The 20,683-nt window shown below is 41.0% G+C and carries 15 protein-coding genes; 14 read left to right on the top strand and 1 reads right to left on the bottom strand.

The genetic code is table 11. The features are described 5' to 3' along the window. Positions 1-5 precede the first annotated feature (5 nt). From murF to KTI79_RS12930, 4 genes are read left to right on the top strand one after another with little or no spacing between them, the layout of a single operon-like run. Positions 6-1,406: a UDP-N-acetylmuramoyl-tripeptide--D-alanyl-D-alanine ligase gene (gene murF, locus KTI79_RS12945; protein WP_086264791.1), complete on the top strand. Its 1,401-nt coding sequence runs from the start codon at positions 6-8 to the stop codon at positions 1,404-1,406. Continuing rightward, on the top strand, positions 1,407-2,525 hold the full coding sequence (gene mraY, locus KTI79_RS12940) for a phospho-N-acetylmuramoyl-pentapeptide-transferase (RefSeq protein ID WP_002116751.1): 1,119 nt from the start codon (positions 1,407-1,409) through the stop codon (positions 2,523-2,525). Positions 2,526-2,584: 59 nt separating this feature from the next. Then, positions 2,585-2,917 carry a hypothetical protein gene (locus tag KTI79_RS12935; protein ID WP_002116981.1) on the top strand — a complete coding sequence of 111 codons (333 nt, stop codon included), beginning with the start codon at positions 2,585-2,587 and terminating at the stop codon, positions 2,915-2,917. A 2-nt stretch (positions 2,918-2,919) separates the two neighbouring features. Then, positions 2,920-3,744, top strand: a complete 825-nt coding sequence (locus KTI79_RS12930; RefSeq protein ID WP_086264792.1) for a putative RNA methyltransferase — start codon at positions 2,920-2,922, stop codon at positions 3,742-3,744. 15 nt (positions 3,745-3,759) lie between these two features. Here KTI79_RS12930 and ponA read toward each other — a convergent pair whose 3' ends face one another. Then, positions 3,760-6,321, bottom strand: a complete 2,562-nt coding sequence (gene ponA / locus KTI79_RS12925) for a penicillin-binding protein PBP1a (RefSeq protein WP_139841463.1) — start codon at positions 6,319-6,321, stop codon at positions 3,760-3,762. A gap of 161 nt (positions 6,322-6,482) precedes the next feature. Between ponA and KTI79_RS12920 the strand changes: the two genes are divergently transcribed. From KTI79_RS12920 to KTI79_RS12875, 10 genes are all read left to right on the top strand, one after another. Further along, the gene (locus tag KTI79_RS12920; protein ID WP_199964076.1) at positions 6,483-7,541 is read left to right on the top strand and encodes a pilus assembly protein PilM; all 1,059 of its coding nucleotides are present in this window, start codon (positions 6,483-6,485) and stop codon (positions 7,539-7,541) included. Continuing rightward, entirely contained in the window at positions 7,541-8,182 is a 642-nt protein-coding gene (locus tag KTI79_RS12915) for a PilN domain-containing protein (protein ID WP_086264794.1), read from the top strand. Before KTI79_RS12920 ends, KTI79_RS12915 begins: the two co-directional genes overlap by 1 nt. Continuing rightward, entirely contained in the window at positions 8,179-8,922 is a 744-nt protein-coding gene (locus tag KTI79_RS12910; protein WP_086376067.1) for a type 4a pilus biogenesis protein PilO, read from the top strand. The genes KTI79_RS12915 and KTI79_RS12910 overlap by 4 nt, the downstream gene beginning before the upstream one ends. A gap of 10 nt (positions 8,923-8,932) precedes the next feature. Beyond that, positions 8,933-9,460, top strand: a complete 528-nt coding sequence (locus KTI79_RS12905) for a pilus assembly protein PilP (RefSeq protein ID WP_086264796.1) — start codon at positions 8,933-8,935, stop codon at positions 9,458-9,460. Between the two features lie 62 nt (positions 9,461-9,522). Further along, a complete protein-coding gene (pilQ, locus tag KTI79_RS12900; RefSeq protein WP_086264797.1) occupies positions 9,523-11,637 on the top strand; it encodes a type IV pilus secretin PilQ in 2,115 nt (704 codons plus the stop codon). Between the two features lie 11 nt (positions 11,638-11,648). Then, complete coding sequence (gene aroK, locus KTI79_RS12895; protein ID WP_086264798.1) at positions 11,649-12,218, top strand: shikimate kinase AroK; 570 nt, start codon at positions 11,649-11,651, stop codon at positions 12,216-12,218. A 28-nt stretch (positions 12,219-12,246) separates the two neighbouring features. Continuing rightward, on the top strand, positions 12,247-13,329 hold the full coding sequence (gene aroB, locus KTI79_RS12890) for a 3-dehydroquinate synthase (protein ID WP_086264799.1): 1,083 nt from the start codon (positions 12,247-12,249) through the stop codon (positions 13,327-13,329). 16 nt (positions 13,330-13,345) lie between these two features. Next, positions 13,346-14,227 carry a hypothetical protein gene (locus KTI79_RS12885; RefSeq protein WP_086264800.1) on the top strand — a complete coding sequence of 294 codons (882 nt, stop codon included), beginning with the start codon at positions 13,346-13,348 and terminating at the stop codon, positions 14,225-14,227. A gap of 461 nt (positions 14,228-14,688) precedes the next feature. Next, entirely contained in the window at positions 14,689-19,164 is a 4,476-nt protein-coding gene (gene gltB, locus KTI79_RS12880; protein ID WP_171265331.1) for a glutamate synthase large subunit, read from the top strand. A gap of 69 nt (positions 19,165-19,233) precedes the next feature. After that, complete coding sequence (locus KTI79_RS12875) at positions 19,234-20,655, top strand: glutamate synthase subunit beta (RefSeq protein WP_002117101.1); 1,422 nt, start codon at positions 19,234-19,236, stop codon at positions 20,653-20,655. Positions 20,656-20,683 lie beyond the last annotated feature (28 nt).

Here is a 20,683-nt window from a genome sequence, read left to right as displayed (position 1 = left end):
AAATTATGCATACTTCAACCACCAGTACCGTGCCTTTGGAACCGTGGACAGCTCAACAATTACAACAGGCAACACAGGGCTACTGGCATAAAGACCAAATCCCTCAAACTGAAATTAAACGTATTTTGACGGACTCTCGTCATGCGGAAACTGGGGATGCCTTTTTAGCACTAAAAGGTGAGCGTTTCGATGCGCATGATTTCGTTGCACAAGTTGTTGCAAATGGTTGTCAAATAGCTATTGTTGAACGTCCGCTAGATGTAGATATTGCACAACTCGTTGTTGCCGATACCCGATTGGCTTTAGGGCAACTCGGTGCTTATCGCCGTGAGCAAAACTCACAATTAAAGGTGATTGCCTTAACGGGAAGTAGTGGTAAAACTACAACCAAAGAAATGCTGGGAAGTATATTGTCGCGCTTAGCACCGACACTAATCACCCGAGGCAATTTAAATAATGACCTTGGTGTACCAATGATGTTGCTAGAGCTTCGCAAGGAGCATCAATATGCGGTGATGGAGTTGGGTGCAAGCCATCAAGGCGAGATTGATTACACATCAAAACTCGTTCAGCCTCATGTTGCGGGCATATTAAATATTGGTACAGCTCATTTAGGCGAGTTTGGTGGTCGTGAAGGTATTTGCCGCGCTAAATCGGAAATTTATCGTCATATTTTACCAAATGGCGTTGCAATCGTGCCAAAACAAGATGACTTCACTGCTGAGATTGTTGATGCTGCAAAAGCTCATCGTATTTCTACATTTGGTGTAGGAGGTGATGTCTATGCAACAGATGTGGAATTGTTGCCTCAATCAACGAATTTTAACCTTCATACACCGCAAGGTAGTAGTGCAGTTAAGCTTCCTTTTGCGGGGGAGCATAATGTTCAAAATGCGACCGCAGCTGTAGCTTTTGCTTTAGCAATTGGTATTGGACTAGAAGATATTGTCCAAGGTTTAGAGCAAGCTCAGGGAGCCAAAGGTCGTCTTAACTTTATTCAAAAGTCACCTTACTTATTTATTGATGATACCTACAATGCCAATCCGACTTCTATGCGCGCTGCTGCACAAGTATTGTTACAGCAACAAGGCGTAAAAGTGATGGTCATGGGGGATATTGGTGAGTTAGGTGATAGTAGTTGGCAAGAGCATCATGATTTAGGTCGTGATCTTGCTGAGCTTCCTTTAGATCATATTATTGCGGTGGGGCAATTTGCTTCAGCGGCTCTCGAGGGTGCAGACTCTCATTCTAATAAAGTGAAAGCATTTCAGACACAAGCTGAGGCGCTTCCATTTTTAATTAATCTAATCCAAACACATCAACCCCAGTCCATGAGTTTCCTGTTTAAAGGTTCTCGCTTTACTCATATGGAAACGTTGATGGCTGATTTGATGGAGAAACTTTAAATGCTGTTATGGTTGTTTGAACAACTTGCGGGCTATCACAGCTCGTTTCAGGTCGTTCGTTATTTAACATTACGTTCTTTACTCAGTGTACTAACTTCACTGACCATTGGTCTGGTCCTCGGCCCGATCATGATTCGTAAATTACAAGCGTTAAAATACGGTCAGGCAGTAAGTTCGTTTGCTCCTGAAAATCATGCTAAGAAAATGGGTACACCGACGATGGGTGGGATTTTAATTCTGCTCTCAATTGGTATTAGTACTTTGCTGTGGGCTGATTTGTCTAACCCTTATGTCTGGATTGTGCTTGGTGTAATGGTTGTGTTCGGTGCCGTAGGCTGGGCAGATGACTGGATTAAAATTCGCTATAAAGACAATGCGGGATTACCTGCACGTAAGAAATTTTTCTGGACTTCTGTTGCATCGCTGGGTGCTGGTATTGCGTTATATTTAATCGCAACTCAACAGTCCAATGCAGAACATACCGCAAACATGCTGGATTTATTGATTCCATTTTTTAAGAATCTTTCAATTCCACTCTCAATTGTTCCGTTAGGTTTGGCATTTATTGTATTTACCTATCTGGTGATTAATGGTGCTTCTAACGCTGTTAACTTAACAGATGGTTTAGATGGCTTGGCAATCATGCCGGTTGTCATGGTAGCTACGGGCTTAGGCGTATTTGCTTACTTGTCTGGTGACATCCGTTTCGCTAACTACTTACATATTCCATATGTGAAATATACTTCTGAGCTTGTAGTGATCTGTTCTGCCATGATTGGTGCAGGTTTGGCATTCCTTTGGTATAACGCGCATCCTGCTCAAGTATTTATGGGTGATGTCGGTGCTTTAGCTTTAGGTGCGATGCTTGGAACAATTGCAGTTATGGTTCGTCAAGAAATCGTATTTGCAATTATGGGCGGTGTATTTGTAATGGAGGCAGTATCTGTATTTTTACAAATTGGCTCTTTGCGTATGCGTAATAAACGTGTGTTCTTAATGGCGCCGCTGCATCATCACTATGAAAAGCAGGGCTGGAAAGAAACGCAAGTTGTGATCCGTTTTTGGATTATTACAATTATATTAGTAGTTTTAGGTCTAATGACTTTAAAATTGCGATAGATCTTATTTTAGTGTCAATATAAAGCCAGTTCTACTGGCTTTTTTTATTGGAGAGGTGAATGACAAAAGTTGCTGGTCTAGACCAATTATCTGTGATTAATCAAAAAGTAGTTGGAGAGGGCGAAGTATTACCTCAAGTTGTACTTAAAGATGGAAGTCAGGTGCAAACAGGAACTGTAGCGACAATGCTGCACAATATTGAATTATATAATGCAGGTCAAAGAGGACAAATTGAGGAAGAGCTAAAGATCGCAATTCCAACTTTAGTCAAAGTAGGTCTGTTTGATTTGTTTCAGGTAGATGAATGGATTAATGGTACAAATGCAGGTCGCACCTTTGTTGGACTACACGCAAAGACTTATTTACAACAAAAAGAACAAGAGAATAATTAAAAGTGGCTAAGCAAATTTTAATGTGTCCTGTGTGTCGTCAGTCCCTGAATTTAACTGAACGAACTTGGCGATGTGAGCAAGGACATAGTTATGATGTAGCTAAACAAGGCTATGTCAATTTACATGTGGTGCAACATAAACATAGTAAAAACCCAGGGGATACACCCGAGTCAGTAGATGCGCGACGAGCTTTTTTGCAAAGTGGTTATTATCAGCCTTTACAACAGGCTGTAGTCGCTTTATTAAAGCAACTAGATGTAAAAGCAATACTCGATATCGGATGTGGTGAGGGCTACTATACAAGTGCTATGCAGCAAGTCGTTGAGCAGTGTGTTGGTGTTGATATTGCAAAAAATGCGGTACAGCGCGCAGCAAAGCTCAACACTGAAGTAACTTGGGTGGTGGGAACAGGAGCAACTTTACCTGTGCTAGATCAGAGTATGGATGTTTGCACCAGTTTATTTAGCCCGATTCCGCAAGCCGAAATTGCGCGTGTTTTAAAAGAAGATGGTTATTTAATTGTTGTTACGCCTGCCTCTGAACATTTGTATGCCATGCGTGAAGCTCTTTTTGAACAAGTGAACCCTCACACACCAGAAAAGTTTGTAGAGCAGCTGCAAGATTTGTTTGAGTTAAAGCAAGAGCAAATTATTGATGCCCCTTTTGTGCTCGATCAACAAGCCCTAAAAAATCTGATTGCTATGACGCCTTATGCCTATAAGGCTTCTCCCGAGCGTCGCTTGCAGTTAGAGCAACAATCGCAATTAGAAGTAACGGCGTCTTTTCAAATTTATGTTTTTCAGAAACGCAATAAAAAAGCCATCTAACGATGGCTTTTTCTATTATTCAATCTGATTAATCAGATTTTCTAGTTCATCTTTTTCACGCTTAGGCACAGGCTCCTGTGAAGGTTTTATAGCAGGAGGTGCAGCTTTAGATGGAATAACAATTTCTTCACCTGGTAAATCGGAAAAGTCATTGTCATTGCTCAGTTTTGGTTGAGGCGGTGCTGGACGATAGAGCGGACGTGCCAGTGGTGGAGCCGCACGATAAGTTTTCTTATCGCCTACTTCAGTAACGGTTTGTTGTTTGTCACGGGAAATAGGGCCTTGAGCATCTTTATCTAAGCGAACCCAAGCTGCTGGCGTACCTTGCAATGCTTGCCCCATAAAGTTAATCCAGATTGGTAATGCAGCAATACCACCATATTCACGGCGACCAAGCGTAGTCGGTTGGTCAAATCCAACCCATGCTACAGTCACTAACTTGCCGTTGAAACCTGCAAACCATGCATCTTTTGCATCATTCGTAGTACCTGTTTTACCACCTAAATCACTACGGCCAATTTTAAGCGCAGCACGACCTGTACCATGCTCAATTACATCACGTAAGATGTTCGCCATATCGTAAGCAGAGCTTGATTTTAAAATACGTTGAGCTTGGCGATATTGACTGTTGTTTTTATCAGTCTGTTTAAGATTAAGCTGCTTAGCGGCCTTTTCGTTCTGCTCTACGTCTTTATTTGTAACTTCGATGACTTCATCATCGGTTGTTTTAGCCTTTTGCTCATCATTTGTTGTGTCAGGCGCGTTAATACATGGAATACATGCGTATTCTGGTTTAGCTTCATAAATGACTTTGCCATAAGCATCTTCAATACGTTGAATGAAATGCGGTTGAACACGGTAACCGCCATTTGCAAACGTTGCATAACCAGTTGCCATCTGAATTGGTAGTACTTGAGGAGTACCTAAGGCAATGGTGTAGTTACGTGGAATTTGGTCTTCCTGTAAACCAAAATCCATAAATAACTGACGAGTACGTTCAATACCCACTGTTTGTAGAAGTCTTACTGATACGGTATTACGAGACAAATACAAAGCACGACGTAATGGGATCATGCCTAAGTAACGGCCATCAGAGTTTCGCGGTGTCCATTTGCCAATCGTAATAGGGCTATCATTCACCATGCTATACGGTGTCATGCCTCTTTCTAATGCTAAAGCATAGAGGAAAGGCTTGATTGTAGAACCCGGTTGACGCCAGCCTTGTAAGGCGCGGTTAAATTTTGATTGGTAGAAGTTATAGCCACCTACAATTGCTTCAATTGAACCATCATTCGGGTTAATTGCAATGAGTTGACCTTGAACTTTTGGAACCTGAACTAAAGACCAAGCTGTTTTATTGTCATTTGGGCGTAAACGAACAATATCTTTAACTTTAACAATTTGAGATGCACGTGAAGGAGCGCCACCTACGCTATTTGCGTTGCGATAGGGGCGTGCCCATGACATGCCTGACCACTGAACAGTAACAGTTGAGCCATCTTGCATTAATGCTTCAAAAGAGCTGCTATTTACCTTAGTGACTTGTGCAGGATAAGTGTTGGCATATGCTCTAAATTCACTTAATGGTTTGTCATGTGCTTCTGCACCACGCCAGCCATGGCGACGGTCATAAGCTTCAAGGCCATCTTGCACAGCTTTTTCTGCAATCGCTTGGCGTTTAGCATTAATTGTTGTGTAGACTTTATAGCCAGAATCAATGGCTTGTTCACCAAAATGCTTTACAAGTTCTGAACGAACCATTTCACCAGCATAGGGATGAATATTATTTAAATCCCGATTGGGCATGTTTAGGTTAATCGGTTCTGCTACACCTTTTTGATATTCTGCTTGAGAAATATAACCCAGCTGTAACATACGGCCTAAAATCCAGTTGCGTCGTTCGAGAGCGCGTTCTGGATTAACTACAGGGTTATATTTAGATGGTGCTTTGGGCAAACCAGCGATCATCGCCATTTGAGCAATGCTGAGCTCATTAATGCTTTTGTTGTAATAAATTTTGGCTGCTGCTGCGATACCGTAAGCATTTTTTCCTAAGAAGATTTTATTCACATAGAGGCTGAGAATTTCTTCTTTGGATAAATTTTGCTCAATTTTTCGAGCCAAAAAGATTTCGGTTATTTTACGCTTTAGGGTTCTTTCTGGACTCAAATAATAGTTCTTTGCAACTTGCATAGTGATTGTTGAACCACCAGTTTGCACATCTGAACCCGTCACACTTTCGCTCAAAGCACGACCTAAACCCTTAAAACTGATCCCGCTATGTTCAAAGAAAGAAGAGTCTTCTGCTGCTAAAAATGCATGAATAAAAGCAGGAGGGATTTGTTTGTATTCAACAGGAATGGAAAGCTTACCACCGTACTCGGCAATCAGTTGATTGTCTGAAGTGTAGACCTGTAATGGTTTTAAAAGGGGAGCTTTTTTTAGTGAACTCATTTCTGGAAGCGATGGGGCGATATAGAGATACATGCCATAAAAGCCCATCGGAAGTGAGACTAAGATAATAATAATGATCAAAAAAATTGGACGCACGAAGCCCAAACTGGATAGCTTTTTCATGATAAGTAAGCTTTAATAAGATCGAATACAAACTAATTGTGGTCAGTATAGCCTTTAGACATGCGGATTGTTAGATGAGATATTGTATCCGTGTAAAAATAAAGACCGAGATTATTGGTTTGTAATTTTTTTTGGGGATAAAAAAATAATAGGACAATAGTGTGCTCAGGTTATATCGTAAACCGAATAAGGGGTTAATGGGCGTCGATATTAGTTCGACTTCTGTTAAGTTGTTAGAGCTCTCTGTTAAGAACGGTAAATATTGGGTAGAAAGCTATGCTTTGACGCCTTTACCTGAGAACAGTGTAGTTGAAAAAAATATCTTGAATCCAGAAGCAGTTGCAGAAGCTTTAGAACGGGCGATGAATTTAGCAAATCCCCACACCACTAACGCTGCAATTGCTGTTCCAACATCGACGGTTATCCATAAAACCATCGAAATGGATGCAGATATGAACGATGATGAACGTGAAGTTCAGATTCGATTAGATGCGGAGCAATATATACCGTTCCCTTTGGATGAGGTGAGCCTTGATTTTGAGGTTTTGCCAGATCGACTGCCGAATCCAAATCGTGTGAATGTACTTTTAGTCGCAACACGAACAGAAAATGTTGAAACACGTGTAGAAGTACTGGAACTGGTTGATTTAACGCCTAAGCTTGCTGATGTTGAAAGTTATGCTGTCGAGCGTGCTTTTAGTGTGTTTGCTGATAGCTTACCCATGGGTGCAAATACCATTGGTATTTTAGATATCGGTCATACTATGACCACATTATCGGTTATGCAAAATGGCAAAATCATTTATACCCGTGAACAAGTCTTTGGCGGTAAACAGCTTACTTTGGAAATTCAAAGCCGTTATGGTTTGTCATTAGAAGAAGCGGGACGCGCTAAAAAAGAACGTTCTTTGCCAGATGATTATGACATCGAAATCTTAGAACCATTTTTAGATGCTGTAGTGCAGCAAGCTGCTAGATCTCTGCAATTTTTCTTCTCTTCATCGCAATTCAATGAAATTGACCATATTTTGCTAGCGGGTGGTAATGCCAACATTCCAGGGCTTGCTAAATTGTTGCAGCAAAAACTTGGTTACCGAGTCACTATTGCCAACCCGTTTTTACAAATGGGTTTCTCTCCTCAAGTCGACATTCAAAAAATTGAAAATGATGCTTCTTCATTAATGGTGGCATGTGGCTTGGCTTTAAGGAGTTTTGATTAATGGCAACAATTAATTTACTCCCTTGGCGAGATGGGCTTAGGGAGCAGCGTAAAAAACAATTTATTATTTTATGTCTTGGGGTCGTTGTTTTGGGGATAACCACTGTATTTTCAGGGTGGTTTTATTTGAATCAAAAATTAAATGATCAAGAACAAGCAAATCAGCTCATCATCAGTACAAACCAGAATCTAGATCAACAACTTAAAACCTTAAATGGCTTGCAAGAACAGCGTGACGCAATTATTGAGCGTATGAAGCTCATCCAAGGATTGCAAAGCCAGCGTCCAGTTGTTGTACGTTTAGTGGATGAATTGGTTCGTGTGACTCCTGCAGCCATGTATTTGACTAAATTTAGTCGAACTGGAGATAAATTCACCATCGAAGGTAAAGCGGAAAGTCCAAATACTGTTGCAGAGTTATTACGTAATCTCGAGGCATCACCATGGTATCGCAATGCATTTATGAATTCTTTTTTGGCGACCGAAGAGAAAAAAGATAAGGCTGTAAGTTCTTTGCTTCCTAGAGTTGAAGATAGCTATGGCAGTTTTGTTGTTACTGTTGATGTAGGGGAAATGGGGGTGACTACAATAGATGATACCGCTAATACGTCTGTAGGTACGGATAAGGAGGTAGCAAAATGAGTCCTGATGAACTGTCTTTAGAGCAAGCTCCATCTAAGAAAAAAAAGATCACCTTAGAAAAATTTCTTCAGCAATTTAACACGCTCGATATGAACAGTTATGGCAGCTGGCCATTATCTGTGAAAATTACGTGTTGGATTTTTATTTTCTTTGCTGTATTGGCTTTGGGGTATTTTGTTGCTATTCAACCAAAGCTACAAGCAATTGATAATGCTCAAGCACAAGAAAGTAATTTATTAAATGAGTTTCGAGAAAAAGACTCAAAATTACGTAACTTGCAGCAATACCAACTTCAACTTCAAGAGATGCAAGCCAGCTTCAATCAGCAGTTAGAACAATTGCCAAAAGAAACCGAAATTCCAAGTTTAGTTGAAGATATTAACTTAACGGGGGTGAATTCTGGTCTGAAGTTTAAAAATATCCGCTTAGAAGATGAAGTGAAGCAGGAAATTTTTATTGAACAGCCTATTACTATCGAAGCAACTGGGGATTATCACGCTTTCGGTGCTTTTGTTAGCAGTATTGCGGCGTTGCCACGTATTGTGACGATGCATGATTTTGTTGTTGAAGCTGCTCCTGTTAAGGATGGTAAATCAGATATTCCTGTTCTTAATTATTCTATCAAAGCAAAAACTTATCGCTATATGGGTGCTATAGAAAATCCTGAGCATCAGGAAAAAAATGCTTCGGCTTCTTCGGTAGCCCCTGATTCTTCTACTGCCAACGCACAGCCGAAATAGGAGAATTACGATGAAACTTAAAAAATTTTCTCTTTCTATTTTGGCATGCTTGGCTTTAGCTGGATGTGAGTCGAGAATCGACGCTGTAAATCAACAAATGGCCGATATACGTAATCAACCACCACAAGCCATAGAACCAGCACCTGTTTTTACTCCTGTGCCACAGTTTAATTATGCAGCCCATCAGTTAAAGAGCCCATTTTTACCAAGCTCACTTGCTGCTGAGCTCAAAATTATGGCGGGGAAACGAGTATATCCGAATTTCTCACGAGCACCACAGCCACTCGAAAGCTATGCATTAGAGTCCTTAAATATGAAAGGAAGCATGCGTAACAGTCGTGGACAAGTCATGGCTCTGATCCAAACGCCTGATCACCAAATTGAGCGAGTGCAGGTAGGGAACTATATTGGGATGAATCAAGGTCGTATTACCCATATTGGGCCGACTCAGATTGATCTGGTAGAAATTGTTCCTGATGGGCGAGAAGGTTATGTGGAGAGACCAAGAACCTTAGTGTTAATTGGACCTGCACCCTAGAATTTAGGGAATAACAAAGAAAAAATTATTTTTAAAGATTATTTATTGGGGATGGTTAGACAATGAATCACGTATTCCGTCAGTTTTCGATGGGGGCTGTAGCGATTGCAGTTATGCAGGTTGCATCTGCACAGGTCAGCATGACCAATATTGTACCGACACAAATAGCGGGACAGGGTACAGAAATTCGGGTTATGTTTAATGGTTTGCCGCCGCAACCACAGGCATATCAGCTTGAGAATCCTTCACGTTTGATTTTGGATTTTAATAAAGCGCAGCAGAATCTAACACAGTCAAAAGTAGCGATTGGTACGAATGAAGCAAGTTCGGTCGATGTAAGCTCTGATGATCAGCGTTCACGCCTAACTGTAAATTTGAAAGAAGCTGGTGCTTTTACAACTCGTATTGAAGGTAACACTTTTATTTTAAAGATTAATTCTATACAAGCCACAGTTAAACCTGTATCAACAAGTACGATGCAATCCCAAGGTGTTTCAAATATTGGCTTCCAACGTGGTAGTCAAGGGGAAGGCCTCATCGTTATTGACCTGTTGGGAAGTAATACTCCTGTTGATGTGCAACAACAAGGTAGCAAAGTTGTAGTAAAAACATTAGGTTCTAAAATTCCCACGCATTTAGCTAAGCGCTTAAATGTAAATGATTTTGCAACGCCTGTTTCGACCATTGAATCTTATAATGATAAAGGCAATGGTGTTATTACGATTCAATCTACTGGTAGCTATGAATATATGGCTTATCAGGCAGAAAATAAATTAACTATTAGCCTAAAGCGTCCTCAGGATAAAAATGTAAGTGCTTCATCTAAGCAAGCTAATTATTCAGGTAATAAGCTCTCTCTTGATTTTCAAGATATTGAAGTTCGTAGGGTCCTACAGTTACTGGCTGATTTTACCGGCATTAATATGGTTGCGGCTGATAGTGTACAAGGTAATATCACTTTGCGTCTAAAAGATGTACCTTGGGATCAGGCACTTGATATTATTTTAAAAACCAAAAATCTCGATAAACGCAGAAATGGGAATGTAATTTGGATTGCGCCAGTTGCGGAGCTAATCAAAGCAGAAGATGATGAGGCAAAAGCGTTAGCACAAAGTATTAAATTAGCACCAATTCAAACAGATTATATTCGCTTAAATTATGCAAAAGCAGCAGATGTGCTTAAGCTAATTGAAGATACTCGTGATGGTAAGACAGCTGTCGCAAACCGTACCGCAAATTCAGACTCTCTTGCTTTAGAAAGTTTATTGAGCTCACGAGGCAGTGCTGTTGCTGATACGCGTACTAATACTTTGATTGTAAATGATACAGCCCAGAACATTGATAAAGTTCGTAAAATGATTGATTTGCTGGATGTGCAAGTTAAACAGGTTATGGTTGAGGCGCGCATTGTAAGAGCATCTACTTCTTTTACTAAAGAGCTTGGCGTGAAATGGGGAATATTATCTCAAGGGGTAAATAGTAATAACAGTTTACTGGTAGGTGGTAGTGATACAACGCTTTGGAATTTAAGAGAGCCGGATGACGACGGGAAATACACGATTGAGCGGCCAGATAATTTAAACGTTGATTTGGGTGTTACATCGGCTGGAGCTAGTAGCATAGCTTTTAGTTTAATCAGTATGTCTGATTTTATGTTGGATTTAGAGTTATCGGCATTGCAGGCGGATGGTTATGGTGAAGTTATCTCAACACCAAAAGTCATGACTACAGATAAACAAACTGCGAGAGTAGCGACAGGTCAGCAGGTTCCTTATCAAACCACGACTAATTCTGCTGCAGGAGCAACAGCAAGTACATCATTCAAAGATGCACTATTAAGTCTAGATGTTACTCCAAGTATTACGCCAGATGGTAAAATCCAAATGAAATTGGATATTTCTAAGGATTCCGTGGCAGGTGAGGCACCAAATGGCGAGTTGATTCTAAATAAAAATAATATCAATACTAATGTACTGGTGAATAATGGAGAAACAGTCATTTTAGGTGGAGTATTTGAGCAGACTACAACTAACTCACAAACCAAAGTTCCTTTCTTTGGAGATCTGCCTGTAGTTGGACGTTTATTTAGAAAAGATGTGAAATCTGATGATAAGCAAGAGTTATTGATTTTCGTTACGCCACGAATTGTTAATGACACTTTGGTGAGAAATCATTAATATATTTTTCAATGAAAGCAATTGAAATAGGTGGCGCCTTGCCAAGCAAAGCGTTTGAAACCCTGCCAAATATTTATTTGGTAGGGCCCATGGGGGCAGGAAAAACAACCGTTGGACGTCATTTAGCCGAAATATTAGGGCGTGATTTTTTAGATAGTGATCATGAAATTGAACGCAAAACAGGCGCCACTATTCCTTGGATTTTTGAGAAAGAAGGGGAGTTAGGTTTTCGTACTCGTGAAACTGTAGTGTTAAATGAGTTGACTTCCCGTAAGGCCTTGGTGTTGGCGACAGGGGGAGGTGCGATTACTCAAGCACCTAATCGCGAATTTCTAAAGCAACGTGGTATCGTTGTTTATCTTTACACTCCTGTAGAATTACAATTACAGCGGACCTACCGCGATAAAAACAGACCTTTATTACAAGTTGAAAACCCTGAACAAAAATTACGAGATTTGTTAAAAATACGTGACCCTTTATATCGTGAAGTTGCTCATTACACGATTGAAACCAATCAGGGTGCTGCTCGTGATCTTGCTCAAAAGATTTTGCAACTTATTTTGTCCAACCCGCTAAAATAGCCAAACTTACTTGTGGTTTTATAAACTCATGCAAACTTTACATGTTGAATTAGGCGAACGCCGTTATCCTATTTTTATTGGCAGTCAACTTGATCCGAAACAGTTGCTTGAGCCTTATCTCCATGGTCAACAGGTCATGATCGTGAGTAATGAAACGGTCGGACCTTTATATTTGTCTCATTATCAAGATGCTTTAAAAAGTTTGGGTAAAACTGTAGCGACTTGTATTTTGCCGGATGGTGAGAAATATAAAGATATTCAACATCTAAATTTAATTTTTGATGCTTTACTTGAAGCTGGTTTTAATCGTGATTGTACGGTTTTAGCTTTAGGTGGTGGTGTTATTGGTGATATGGCTGGCTTTGCATCGGCATGTTTCCAGCGCGGTGTTTATTTTGTTCAGGTTCCAACTACGCTCCTTTCACAAGTAGATTCAAGTGTGGGTGGTAAAACCGGTATTAATCATCCACTCGGTAAAAATATGCTGGGTGCATTTCAGCAACCTCAAGTTGTTTTGGCTGATATGGCTCAACTCAATACTTTACCTGATCGAGAGTTATCTGCTGGATTATCAGAAGTTATTAAATATGCTTTGTTGGGAGATGCTGATTTTCTCGTTTGGTTAGAACAGAATATGGATGGTTTAATTGGACGAGATGCTAGCCTTTTAGCGGAAGCTGTTTATCGTTCATGTGCTCATAAAGCGCGTATTGTTGCTAACGATGAAAAAGAGCAAGGCGAACGAGCTTTACTCAACTTGGGCCATACTTTCGGTCATGCGATTGAATCTTATCTTGGCTATGGTACTTGGTTGCACGGTGAAGCAGTAGCGACAGGCATGGTGATGGCAGCTGATTTATCACAACGTTTAGGTTGGATTTCAAGCGATGATGTAGAGCGTACAAAAAAAATTATTCAACGCGCTAATTTGCCGATATCATGTCCAAAAATTCCATTGGATGAATTCCTTGGATATATGGCGCATGATAAAAAAGTTCTCAATGGTCAATTACGTTTGGTGTTGTTAAAACAACTTGGTCAAGCAGTAATTACTAAGGACTTTGATGTTGAACTCATGAAACAAGCTATTTTGGCGAATCAACACGGATAATAAATTAAGGTAACACATGACTGTATCACGTACACTTTGGCAGAATGTTCAACAATATATCTGGTTGGTGGGTGGTATTGTCTGCTTGTTTCTGGCTTTTATTTTCTGGGTAATGACTGATAGTAAAAAGCTTGTCGAAGTTGAAAAAGCAGCTGATTCAGATGCCCCAGTACAAATCCAGCCAGAGAAGGTAGCAACAACTGCAAATTTAGGGGCACTAGCTGATGAAGTGAGGCCTCTTGATTTAACAACCCGTACGGTTGCGTCTGGTCAGCATGAGGCAGAGTTCCGCGGTACAAAGTTTATTAATGAAAACAAGAAACAATGGACGCTTGAGCTTTTTCGTGCGTCTGATGAAGATATTATTAAAAACTTTTTAAAAAATCGTCCAGAGCGAAATAAATTTATCTATTTCCGTTTAAGTGGAGATAAGCAATCTGAACAATATGTTTTGACGTATGGCGTATTTAAACGTTCTGAAGATGTAATTCAGCAATTAACTCAACTGAATCTTGATTTACCTGAGTCAATCAAACCTCAACCACAACAATTTTCAACTTATGCACCATTAGTCAATGATTTAGGTGCGGATGAAATGAAAGGTGGAATGAGTCAAACTTATGAAGTGCGTTTACGTCCAGCTGCCTTGCCTAAAATTGATGAGTCTTTACTCATAGGGACTGGCGTAAGCGGAGCTGCGAATACACAACCTAAGGTGGCTGCTCCCGCAACAAACTCTACAACTCGAACAACAATTATTCGTCGAGATGCTGAGGGAAATGTTGTGGATGTACATCAGTCTAATTCGGCAGTTGATGTGCCTAAAAAGGCTCAACAGAATCGTACAACAGAGCCTACAGTAAAAAATGCAACAAATGAGGGCACGCGAGGGAATTAATTATAAGGATGCGTTGCACAAATATGGTGCAACAATAATAGTTACATATATTTTTTGATCACCTGTGGTGCATATTTAGTCATTTATTAAAATGATAACGCGAATAAAAACTATCTATTTTCAACAATTATAAATACTTAGATGTAAAAAACAGTATTGGCATGGTTTTTGCTTTATTCTTGTGCTTATTAATGTGCTGTAAACTATTTTAGCGCTCTAAAGAGTAAATTCTATGCAGAGTCGAGGGGTCGAACTGCTTTAAAAGAGTGCGAAATAAGTCAAAACATTTTTCTAGCAAAAACCAGTGTACGTAAAAATGGAACAGCGTATATTGGCTTATCAGCCCAAAATTTTTTTTTGTGAAACATTGAGCTAACTGTCGTCCGTAGGCACTATCGCAAAAAGAAGTTGTTTGTTTGACGCTCGAAAGAGCCTTATTGAAAGAAGGGTACGCTATGCACATGCCATCGCCTAATACTGTAGCTCCCGCTCAAGGTTTATATCAGCCTGATGAGTTTAAGGATAACTGTGGTTTTGGACTGATCGCCCATATGAAGGGTGAATCAAGTCATCATCTAGTTGAAACCGCGATTCACAGTTTAAGTTGCATGACGCACCGTGGTGGTATTGCCGCAGATGGCAAGACGGGAGATGGTTGCGGCTTATTATTGGCGATGCCAAAGCAATTTTTCCGTGATGAAGCAAAAAAACTGAGTGATATTACACTGAGTGAAATTTTTGCTGTGGGTACTGTATTTTTAAATACTGATCCGGCATTAGCGCAACATTCTAAAAATATTTTAACGAAAGAAATCGAGTCAGATGGCTTACGTGTACTGGCTTGGCGTGTTGTCCCTACAAATAACGATGCACTAGGTGAAATTGCGCTTCAATCTTTACCAGCTTTTGAACAGGTCATTGTGAACTGTCCAATGGGTGTGACTGAAGTCGAATTTAACCGTAAATTATTCTTGGCACGTCGTCGTGCAGAACAACAATTACAAAATGATTCTTCATTCTATGTGACTACGCTTTGTTCGACAGTAATCAGCTATAAAGGCTTGATGATGCCGGCTGCAATTGCTGAGTTCTATACAGACTTAGCAGATGAGCGCTTAAAATCACATATCGTGGTATTCCACCAACGCTTCTCTACTAATACATTACCGCGTTGGCCGTTGGCTCAGCCGTTCCGTTACCTTGCTCATAATGGTGAAATCAACACAATTACAGCAAACCGTAACTGGGCGTTGGCGCGTACTCCTAAATTTGAAAACCCATTATTACCAGGTCTTACTAAGCTTAACCCAATCGTTAACCGTACGGGTTCGGATTCTTCAAGCTTAGATAATATGCTTGAGATCTTAGTCGGTGGTGGTATGGATTTATTCCGTGCCTTACGTATGCTCGTACCACCAGCTTGGCAAAACGTAGAAACTTTAGATGCAGACTTACGCGCATTCTATGAGTTCAACTCTAAACATATGGAAGCTTGGGATGGCCCAGCTGGTCTTGTTATTCAAGATGGCCGTCATGCGATTTGTATGCTTGATCGTAATGGTTTGCGTCCTGCGCGTTGGGTAATTACCAAAAATGATTACATTACCTTGGCATCTGAAATCGGTGTTTGGGGTTATGAGCCTGAAGACGTAGTTTCTAAAGGTCGTGTAGGCCCTGGCCAAATTTTGGTAGTTGATACCTTAACAGGCAAAGTACTTGATACTAAAGATGTTAGTACACATTTGAAAAACATGCGTCCGTACCGTGAGTGGTTACGTGATCATGCGATTCGTTTAAATGCAAACCCAGAACTTGAAGAGCAATTAGTCGATAAAGGTTTAACTGGCGATGCTTTAAAAGCGGCTCAAAAAATGTTTATGGTGACATTTGAAGAGCGCGACCAGTTGTTACGTCCAATTGCTGAAAGTGGACAAGAAGCTGTAGGTTCTATGGGTGATGATACGCCAATGGCTGTATTGTCTCGTCAAGTACGCCACGTAACAGATTACTTCCGTCAACAGTTTGCTCAAGTGACAAACCCGCCAATTGACCCGCTACGTGAGTCAATTGTAATGTCGCTTGAAACCTGTTTAGGGCGTGAGCAGAATGTATTTGAGCAAGGCCCTGAGCATGCTGACCGTGTCATCATCTCTAGCCCAGTTTTGTCAAATTCAAAAATGCAGCAAATCCGTAGCATTGAGCGTCCGGGTTATGAAGCAGTTGATATCAATTTAAACTATGCCGAAGAAGAAGGCTTGCAAGCTGCGATCACGCGTATCTGTGAAGAAGCGGCACAAGCGGTTCGTGATGGCAAAACTTTAATTGTTTTAACAGACAAAAATATCCGTCAAGGTTTATTGCCAGCAAACGCAGCACTTGCAACAGGTGCGGTACATCATTACCTCATCAAAACTGGTCTGCGTACTGATGCAAACATCATGGTTGAAACTGGTTTTGCACGTGATCCGCATCAATTTGCGGTATTACTTGGTTTTGGTGCAACCGCAGTTTACCCATATCTTGCATATGATGTGATCAATGACTTGATCGCTAAAGGTGAGCTTTTAGGTGACCCAATTCATGCGCAAGCAAACTTCCGTAAAGGTATTGAGAAAGGCTTATTAAAAGTTCTTTCAAAAATGGGTATCTCTACAGTTGCTTCTTATCGTGGCGGTCAGCTATTTGAAGCAGTAGGTTTATCATCTGAAGTGGTAGATCAGTGTTTCTTAGGTGTTCCAAGCCGTATTCAGGGTGCAACATTTGCTGACCTTGAAAAAGACCAGAAAAAATTAGCAGCGACAGCTTGGTCAAATCGTAAGCCAATTGATCAGGGTGGTTTGCTCAAATTCGTATTTGATAAAGAGTACCATGCATTCAATCCAGATGTGATTAACGCATTACACAAAGCCGTTCGCTCTGGTAAGTACGAAGACTTTAAAGAATATGCTGAGTTGGTGAATAATCGTCCAGTAGCGACTATTCGTGACTTATTTAAGTTAAAAACAACGAACTCGATTCCAGTTGAACAAGTTGAATCAGTTGAAGATATCTTGCCTCGCTTTGACTCGGCAGGCATGTCTTTAGGTGCTCTGTCTCCAGAAGCACATGAAGCAATCGCAATCGCGATGAACACGATCGGTGGTCGTTCTAACTCTGGTGAAGGCGGTGAAGATCCTGTTCGTTACGGCACAATTCGTAACTCGAAAATCAAACAGATCGCATCTGGTCGTTTTGGTGTAACTCCTGCATACCTAACTTCTGCTGAAGTCTTGCAAATTAAAGTTGCTCAGGGTGCAAAACCGGGTGAGGGTGGTCAGTTACCAGGTGGTAAAGTAAATGGTTTAATCGCACGTTTACGTTACTCAGTACCGGGTGTAACGCTAATTTCACCTCCTCCACATCACGACATTTACTCAATTGAAGATTTGTCTCAGTTAATTTTTGACTTGAAGCAAGTTAACCCGAAAGCAATGGTATCGGTGAAATTAGTATCTGAGCCGGGTGTGGGAACAATTGCTGCAGGTGTTGCAAAAGCTTATGCAGACTTCATTACCATTTCAGGTTATGACGGCGGTACGGCTGCATCTCCACTTTCTTCAATTCACCACGCGGGTTCTCCGTGGGAATTGGGTTTGAGTGAGGCGCACCAAGCACTTCGTGTAAATGACTTGCGTGGAAAAGTACGTGTACAAACTGATGGTGGTTTAAAAACGGGTCTTGACGTGATCAAGGCAGCAATTTTAGGTGCTGAAAGTTTCGGCTTTGGTTCAACACCAATGATCGCTTTAGGTTGTAAATACCTCCGTATTTGTCACTTAAATAACTGTGCAACCGGTGTTGCAACTCAACAAGATCATTTGCGTCAAGAGCACTACATTGGCGAGCCAGAAATGCTCATCAACTTCTTCCACTTTATTGCGGAAGAAACTCGTGAATGGTTGGCTGCATTAGGTGTTTCTTCATTGAAAGACTTGATTGGTCGTGTTGATTTGCTTGAAGTATTACCAGGTGAAACTGAAAAACATGCTCACCTTGATTTAAGTGCTCTATTAACTTCTCATCCTTCTGCCGAAGGTAAAGCACAATACTGTCAAGTGGAAGGTAATGCACCATTTGATAAAGGTGTATTGGCTGAGAGAATGGTCGCTGAAATGCTTCCTGCAATTGAGTCAAGCGCTGGTGGCCAGTTCAACTTCAACGTCGTGAACTGTGACCGCTCAATCGGTGCCCGTGTTTCGGGTGAAATTGCTCGTCGCTACGGCAACTTGGGTATGGAAGCTCATCCAGTTGTAATGAACTTAACTGGTACAGCTGGTCAATCTCTTGGTGTATGGAATGCTGGTGGTTTACACATTCGCCTTGAAGGTGATGCAAACGACTATGTAGGTAAAGGTATGGCGGGTGGTCGTATTTCGATTTTCCCACCACAAGGGTCGCCTTTCCAAACACAAAACACAGCAATTATTGGTAACACCTGTTTGTATGGTGCAACCGGCGGTAAGCTTTTTGCAGCAGGTACAGCGGGTGAGCGTTTTGCAGTTCGTAACTCTGGTGCGTTTGCTGTAATCGAAGGTGCGGGTGATCACTGCTGTGAATATATGACAGGTGGTGTTGTGACTGTACTTGGTAAAGTGGGCCATAACTTTGGTGCGGGCATGACGGGTGGTTTTGCTTATGTACTTGACCTCGATAATGACTTCGTAGATTACTACAACCACGAGTTAATTGATTTAAATCGTATTTCAACAGAATCTATGGAAGATCATAAAGAGTTCTTGTTGCGTATTATCGATGAGCATATCAAAGAAACTGGTAGTGCTTGGGCTTATAAAATCCGCAATGAGTTCGATTTCTACAGCCGTAAATTCTGGCTTGTGAAACCAAAAGCTGCTAATTTGCAAACGCTTTTGAAAACAACACAAGCTGACCCACAATAATTCCACGACTGCAAAGACATAGGCAGGTGCGGGCAACAAGGAAATCCGCGCCTACCCACGGAGAGAGACATGGCAGAACGCCTAAATAATGACTTTCAATTTCTGGATGTACCACGCCAAGATCCAGAGAAAAAAGATATTACTGTCCGCAAAGCAGAATTTGTGGAAATTTATAAACCTTTTACATCGGAAACTGTCACTAATCAGACTCACCGTTGTTTAGGCTGTGGTAATCCATATTGCGAATGGAAATGTCCTGTACATAACTACATTCCAAACTGGTTAAAACTTATCGCTGAAGGCCAAATTTTCCAAGCTGCTGAGCTTTGTCACCAAACGAACACATTGCCTGAGGTATGTGGTCGGGTATGCCCACAGGACCGTTTGTGTGAAGGTGCTTGTACCTTAAATGATGGTTTTGGTGCAGTAACCATTGGTAATGCTGAAAAATATATCAATGACACAGCTTTTGCTTTAGGCTGGCGTCCAGATATGTCAGGCGTAAAATGGACTGACAAAAAAGTTGCAATTATTGGTGCTGGTCCTGCTGGTTTAGGCTGTGCGGATATTCTAGCTCGCGGTGGCGTTAAACCAGTTGTATTTGATAAGCGTCCTGAAATTGGTGGCTTACTTACATTCGGTATTCCAGAATTTAAAATGGAAAAAGATGTGATGAAACGCCGCCGTGAAATTTTCACGGGTATGGGCATCGAATTCCGTTTGAATACTGAAATTGGTAAAGACATCACGATTGATGAATTACTTGCAGAATATGATGCGGTATTCATGGGTATGGGAACTTATACCTACATGAAAGGTGGTTTCCCAGGTGAAGATCTTGATGGTGTTTATGATGCACTTGATTTCTTAATCTCTAACGTGAATCGTTGCCAAGGTTGGGAAAAAGATCCAAGTGAATACATTAGCCTAGATGGTAAAAAAGTTATTGTTCTTGGTGGTGGTGATACCGCAATGGACTGTAACCGTACTTCTTTACGCCAAGGTGCTCACGATGTAACTTGTGCATACCGCCGTGATGAAAGCAACATGCCAGGTTCTGCGCGTGAAGTAAAAAATGCCTACGAAGAGGGTGTGAAATTCCTATTCAATCGTCAACCAGTCGAAATTGTTGGTGAAAATGGCAAAGTGACAGGCGTAAAAGTGGTAACGACACAAATGGGTGAACCAGATAGTCGTGGCCGTCGTAGCCCTGAGCCAATCCCTGGTTCTGAAGAAGTATTACCAGCTGATGCGGTTTTACTTGCTTTCGGTTTCCGCCCAAGCCCAGCAGACTGGTTTGGTAATGTGAATATCAATCTTGATGGTTCAGGCCGTGTTGTCGCAGCTGAAAAACAAGAATTCAAATTCCAGACATCAAACCCGAAAATCTTTGCTGGTGGTGATATGGTGCGTGGCTCAGACCTAGTCGTGACAGCGATTTGGGAAGGTCGTCAAGCTGCTGAAGGGATTTTAGACTACCTTGGTGTTTAATAAATTAATTTGTTAAAACACTCAAAAA

Source organism: Acinetobacter sp. WU_MDCI_Abxd143 (assembly GCF_025514195.1).
GTDB classification, from domain to species: domain Bacteria; phylum Pseudomonadota; class Gammaproteobacteria; order Pseudomonadales; family Moraxellaceae; genus Acinetobacter; species Acinetobacter pittii_H.
This window is presented reverse-complemented; position numbering and strand designations above follow the sequence as displayed.

Coding starts and splice junctions, on each gene's coding strand:
- murF (WP_086264791.1), top strand. CDS start 6: ATGCATACTTCAACCACCAGTACCGTGCCTTTGGAACCGTGGACAGCT.
- KTI79_RS12875 (WP_002117101.1), top strand. CDS start 19,234: ATGGCAGAACGCCTAAATAATGACTTTCAATTTCTGGATGTACCACGC.
- ponA (WP_139841463.1), bottom strand. CDS start 6,321: ATGAAAAAGCTATCCAGTTTGGGCTTCGTGCGTCCAATTTTTTTGATC.
- aroB (WP_086264799.1), top strand. CDS start 12,247: ATGCAAACTTTACATGTTGAATTAGGCGAACGCCGTTATCCTATTTTT.
- KTI79_RS12935 (WP_002116981.1), top strand. CDS start 2,585: ATGACAAAAGTTGCTGGTCTAGACCAATTATCTGTGATTAATCAAAAA.
- KTI79_RS12910 (WP_086376067.1), top strand. CDS start 8,179: ATGAGTCCTGATGAACTGTCTTTAGAGCAAGCTCCATCTAAGAAAAAA.
- mraY (WP_002116751.1), top strand. CDS start 1,407: ATGCTGTTATGGTTGTTTGAACAACTTGCGGGCTATCACAGCTCGTTT.
- KTI79_RS12885 (WP_086264800.1), top strand. CDS start 13,346: ATGACTGTATCACGTACACTTTGGCAGAATGTTCAACAATATATCTGG.
- KTI79_RS12915 (WP_086264794.1), top strand. CDS start 7,541: ATGGCAACAATTAATTTACTCCCTTGGCGAGATGGGCTTAGGGAGCAG.
- KTI79_RS12905 (WP_086264796.1), top strand. CDS start 8,933: ATGAAACTTAAAAAATTTTCTCTTTCTATTTTGGCATGCTTGGCTTTA.
- aroK (WP_086264798.1), top strand. CDS start 11,649: ATGAAAGCAATTGAAATAGGTGGCGCCTTGCCAAGCAAAGCGTTTGAA.
- gltB (WP_171265331.1), top strand. CDS start 14,689: ATGCCATCGCCTAATACTGTAGCTCCCGCTCAAGGTTTATATCAGCCT.
- pilQ (WP_086264797.1), top strand. CDS start 9,523: ATGAATCACGTATTCCGTCAGTTTTCGATGGGGGCTGTAGCGATTGCA.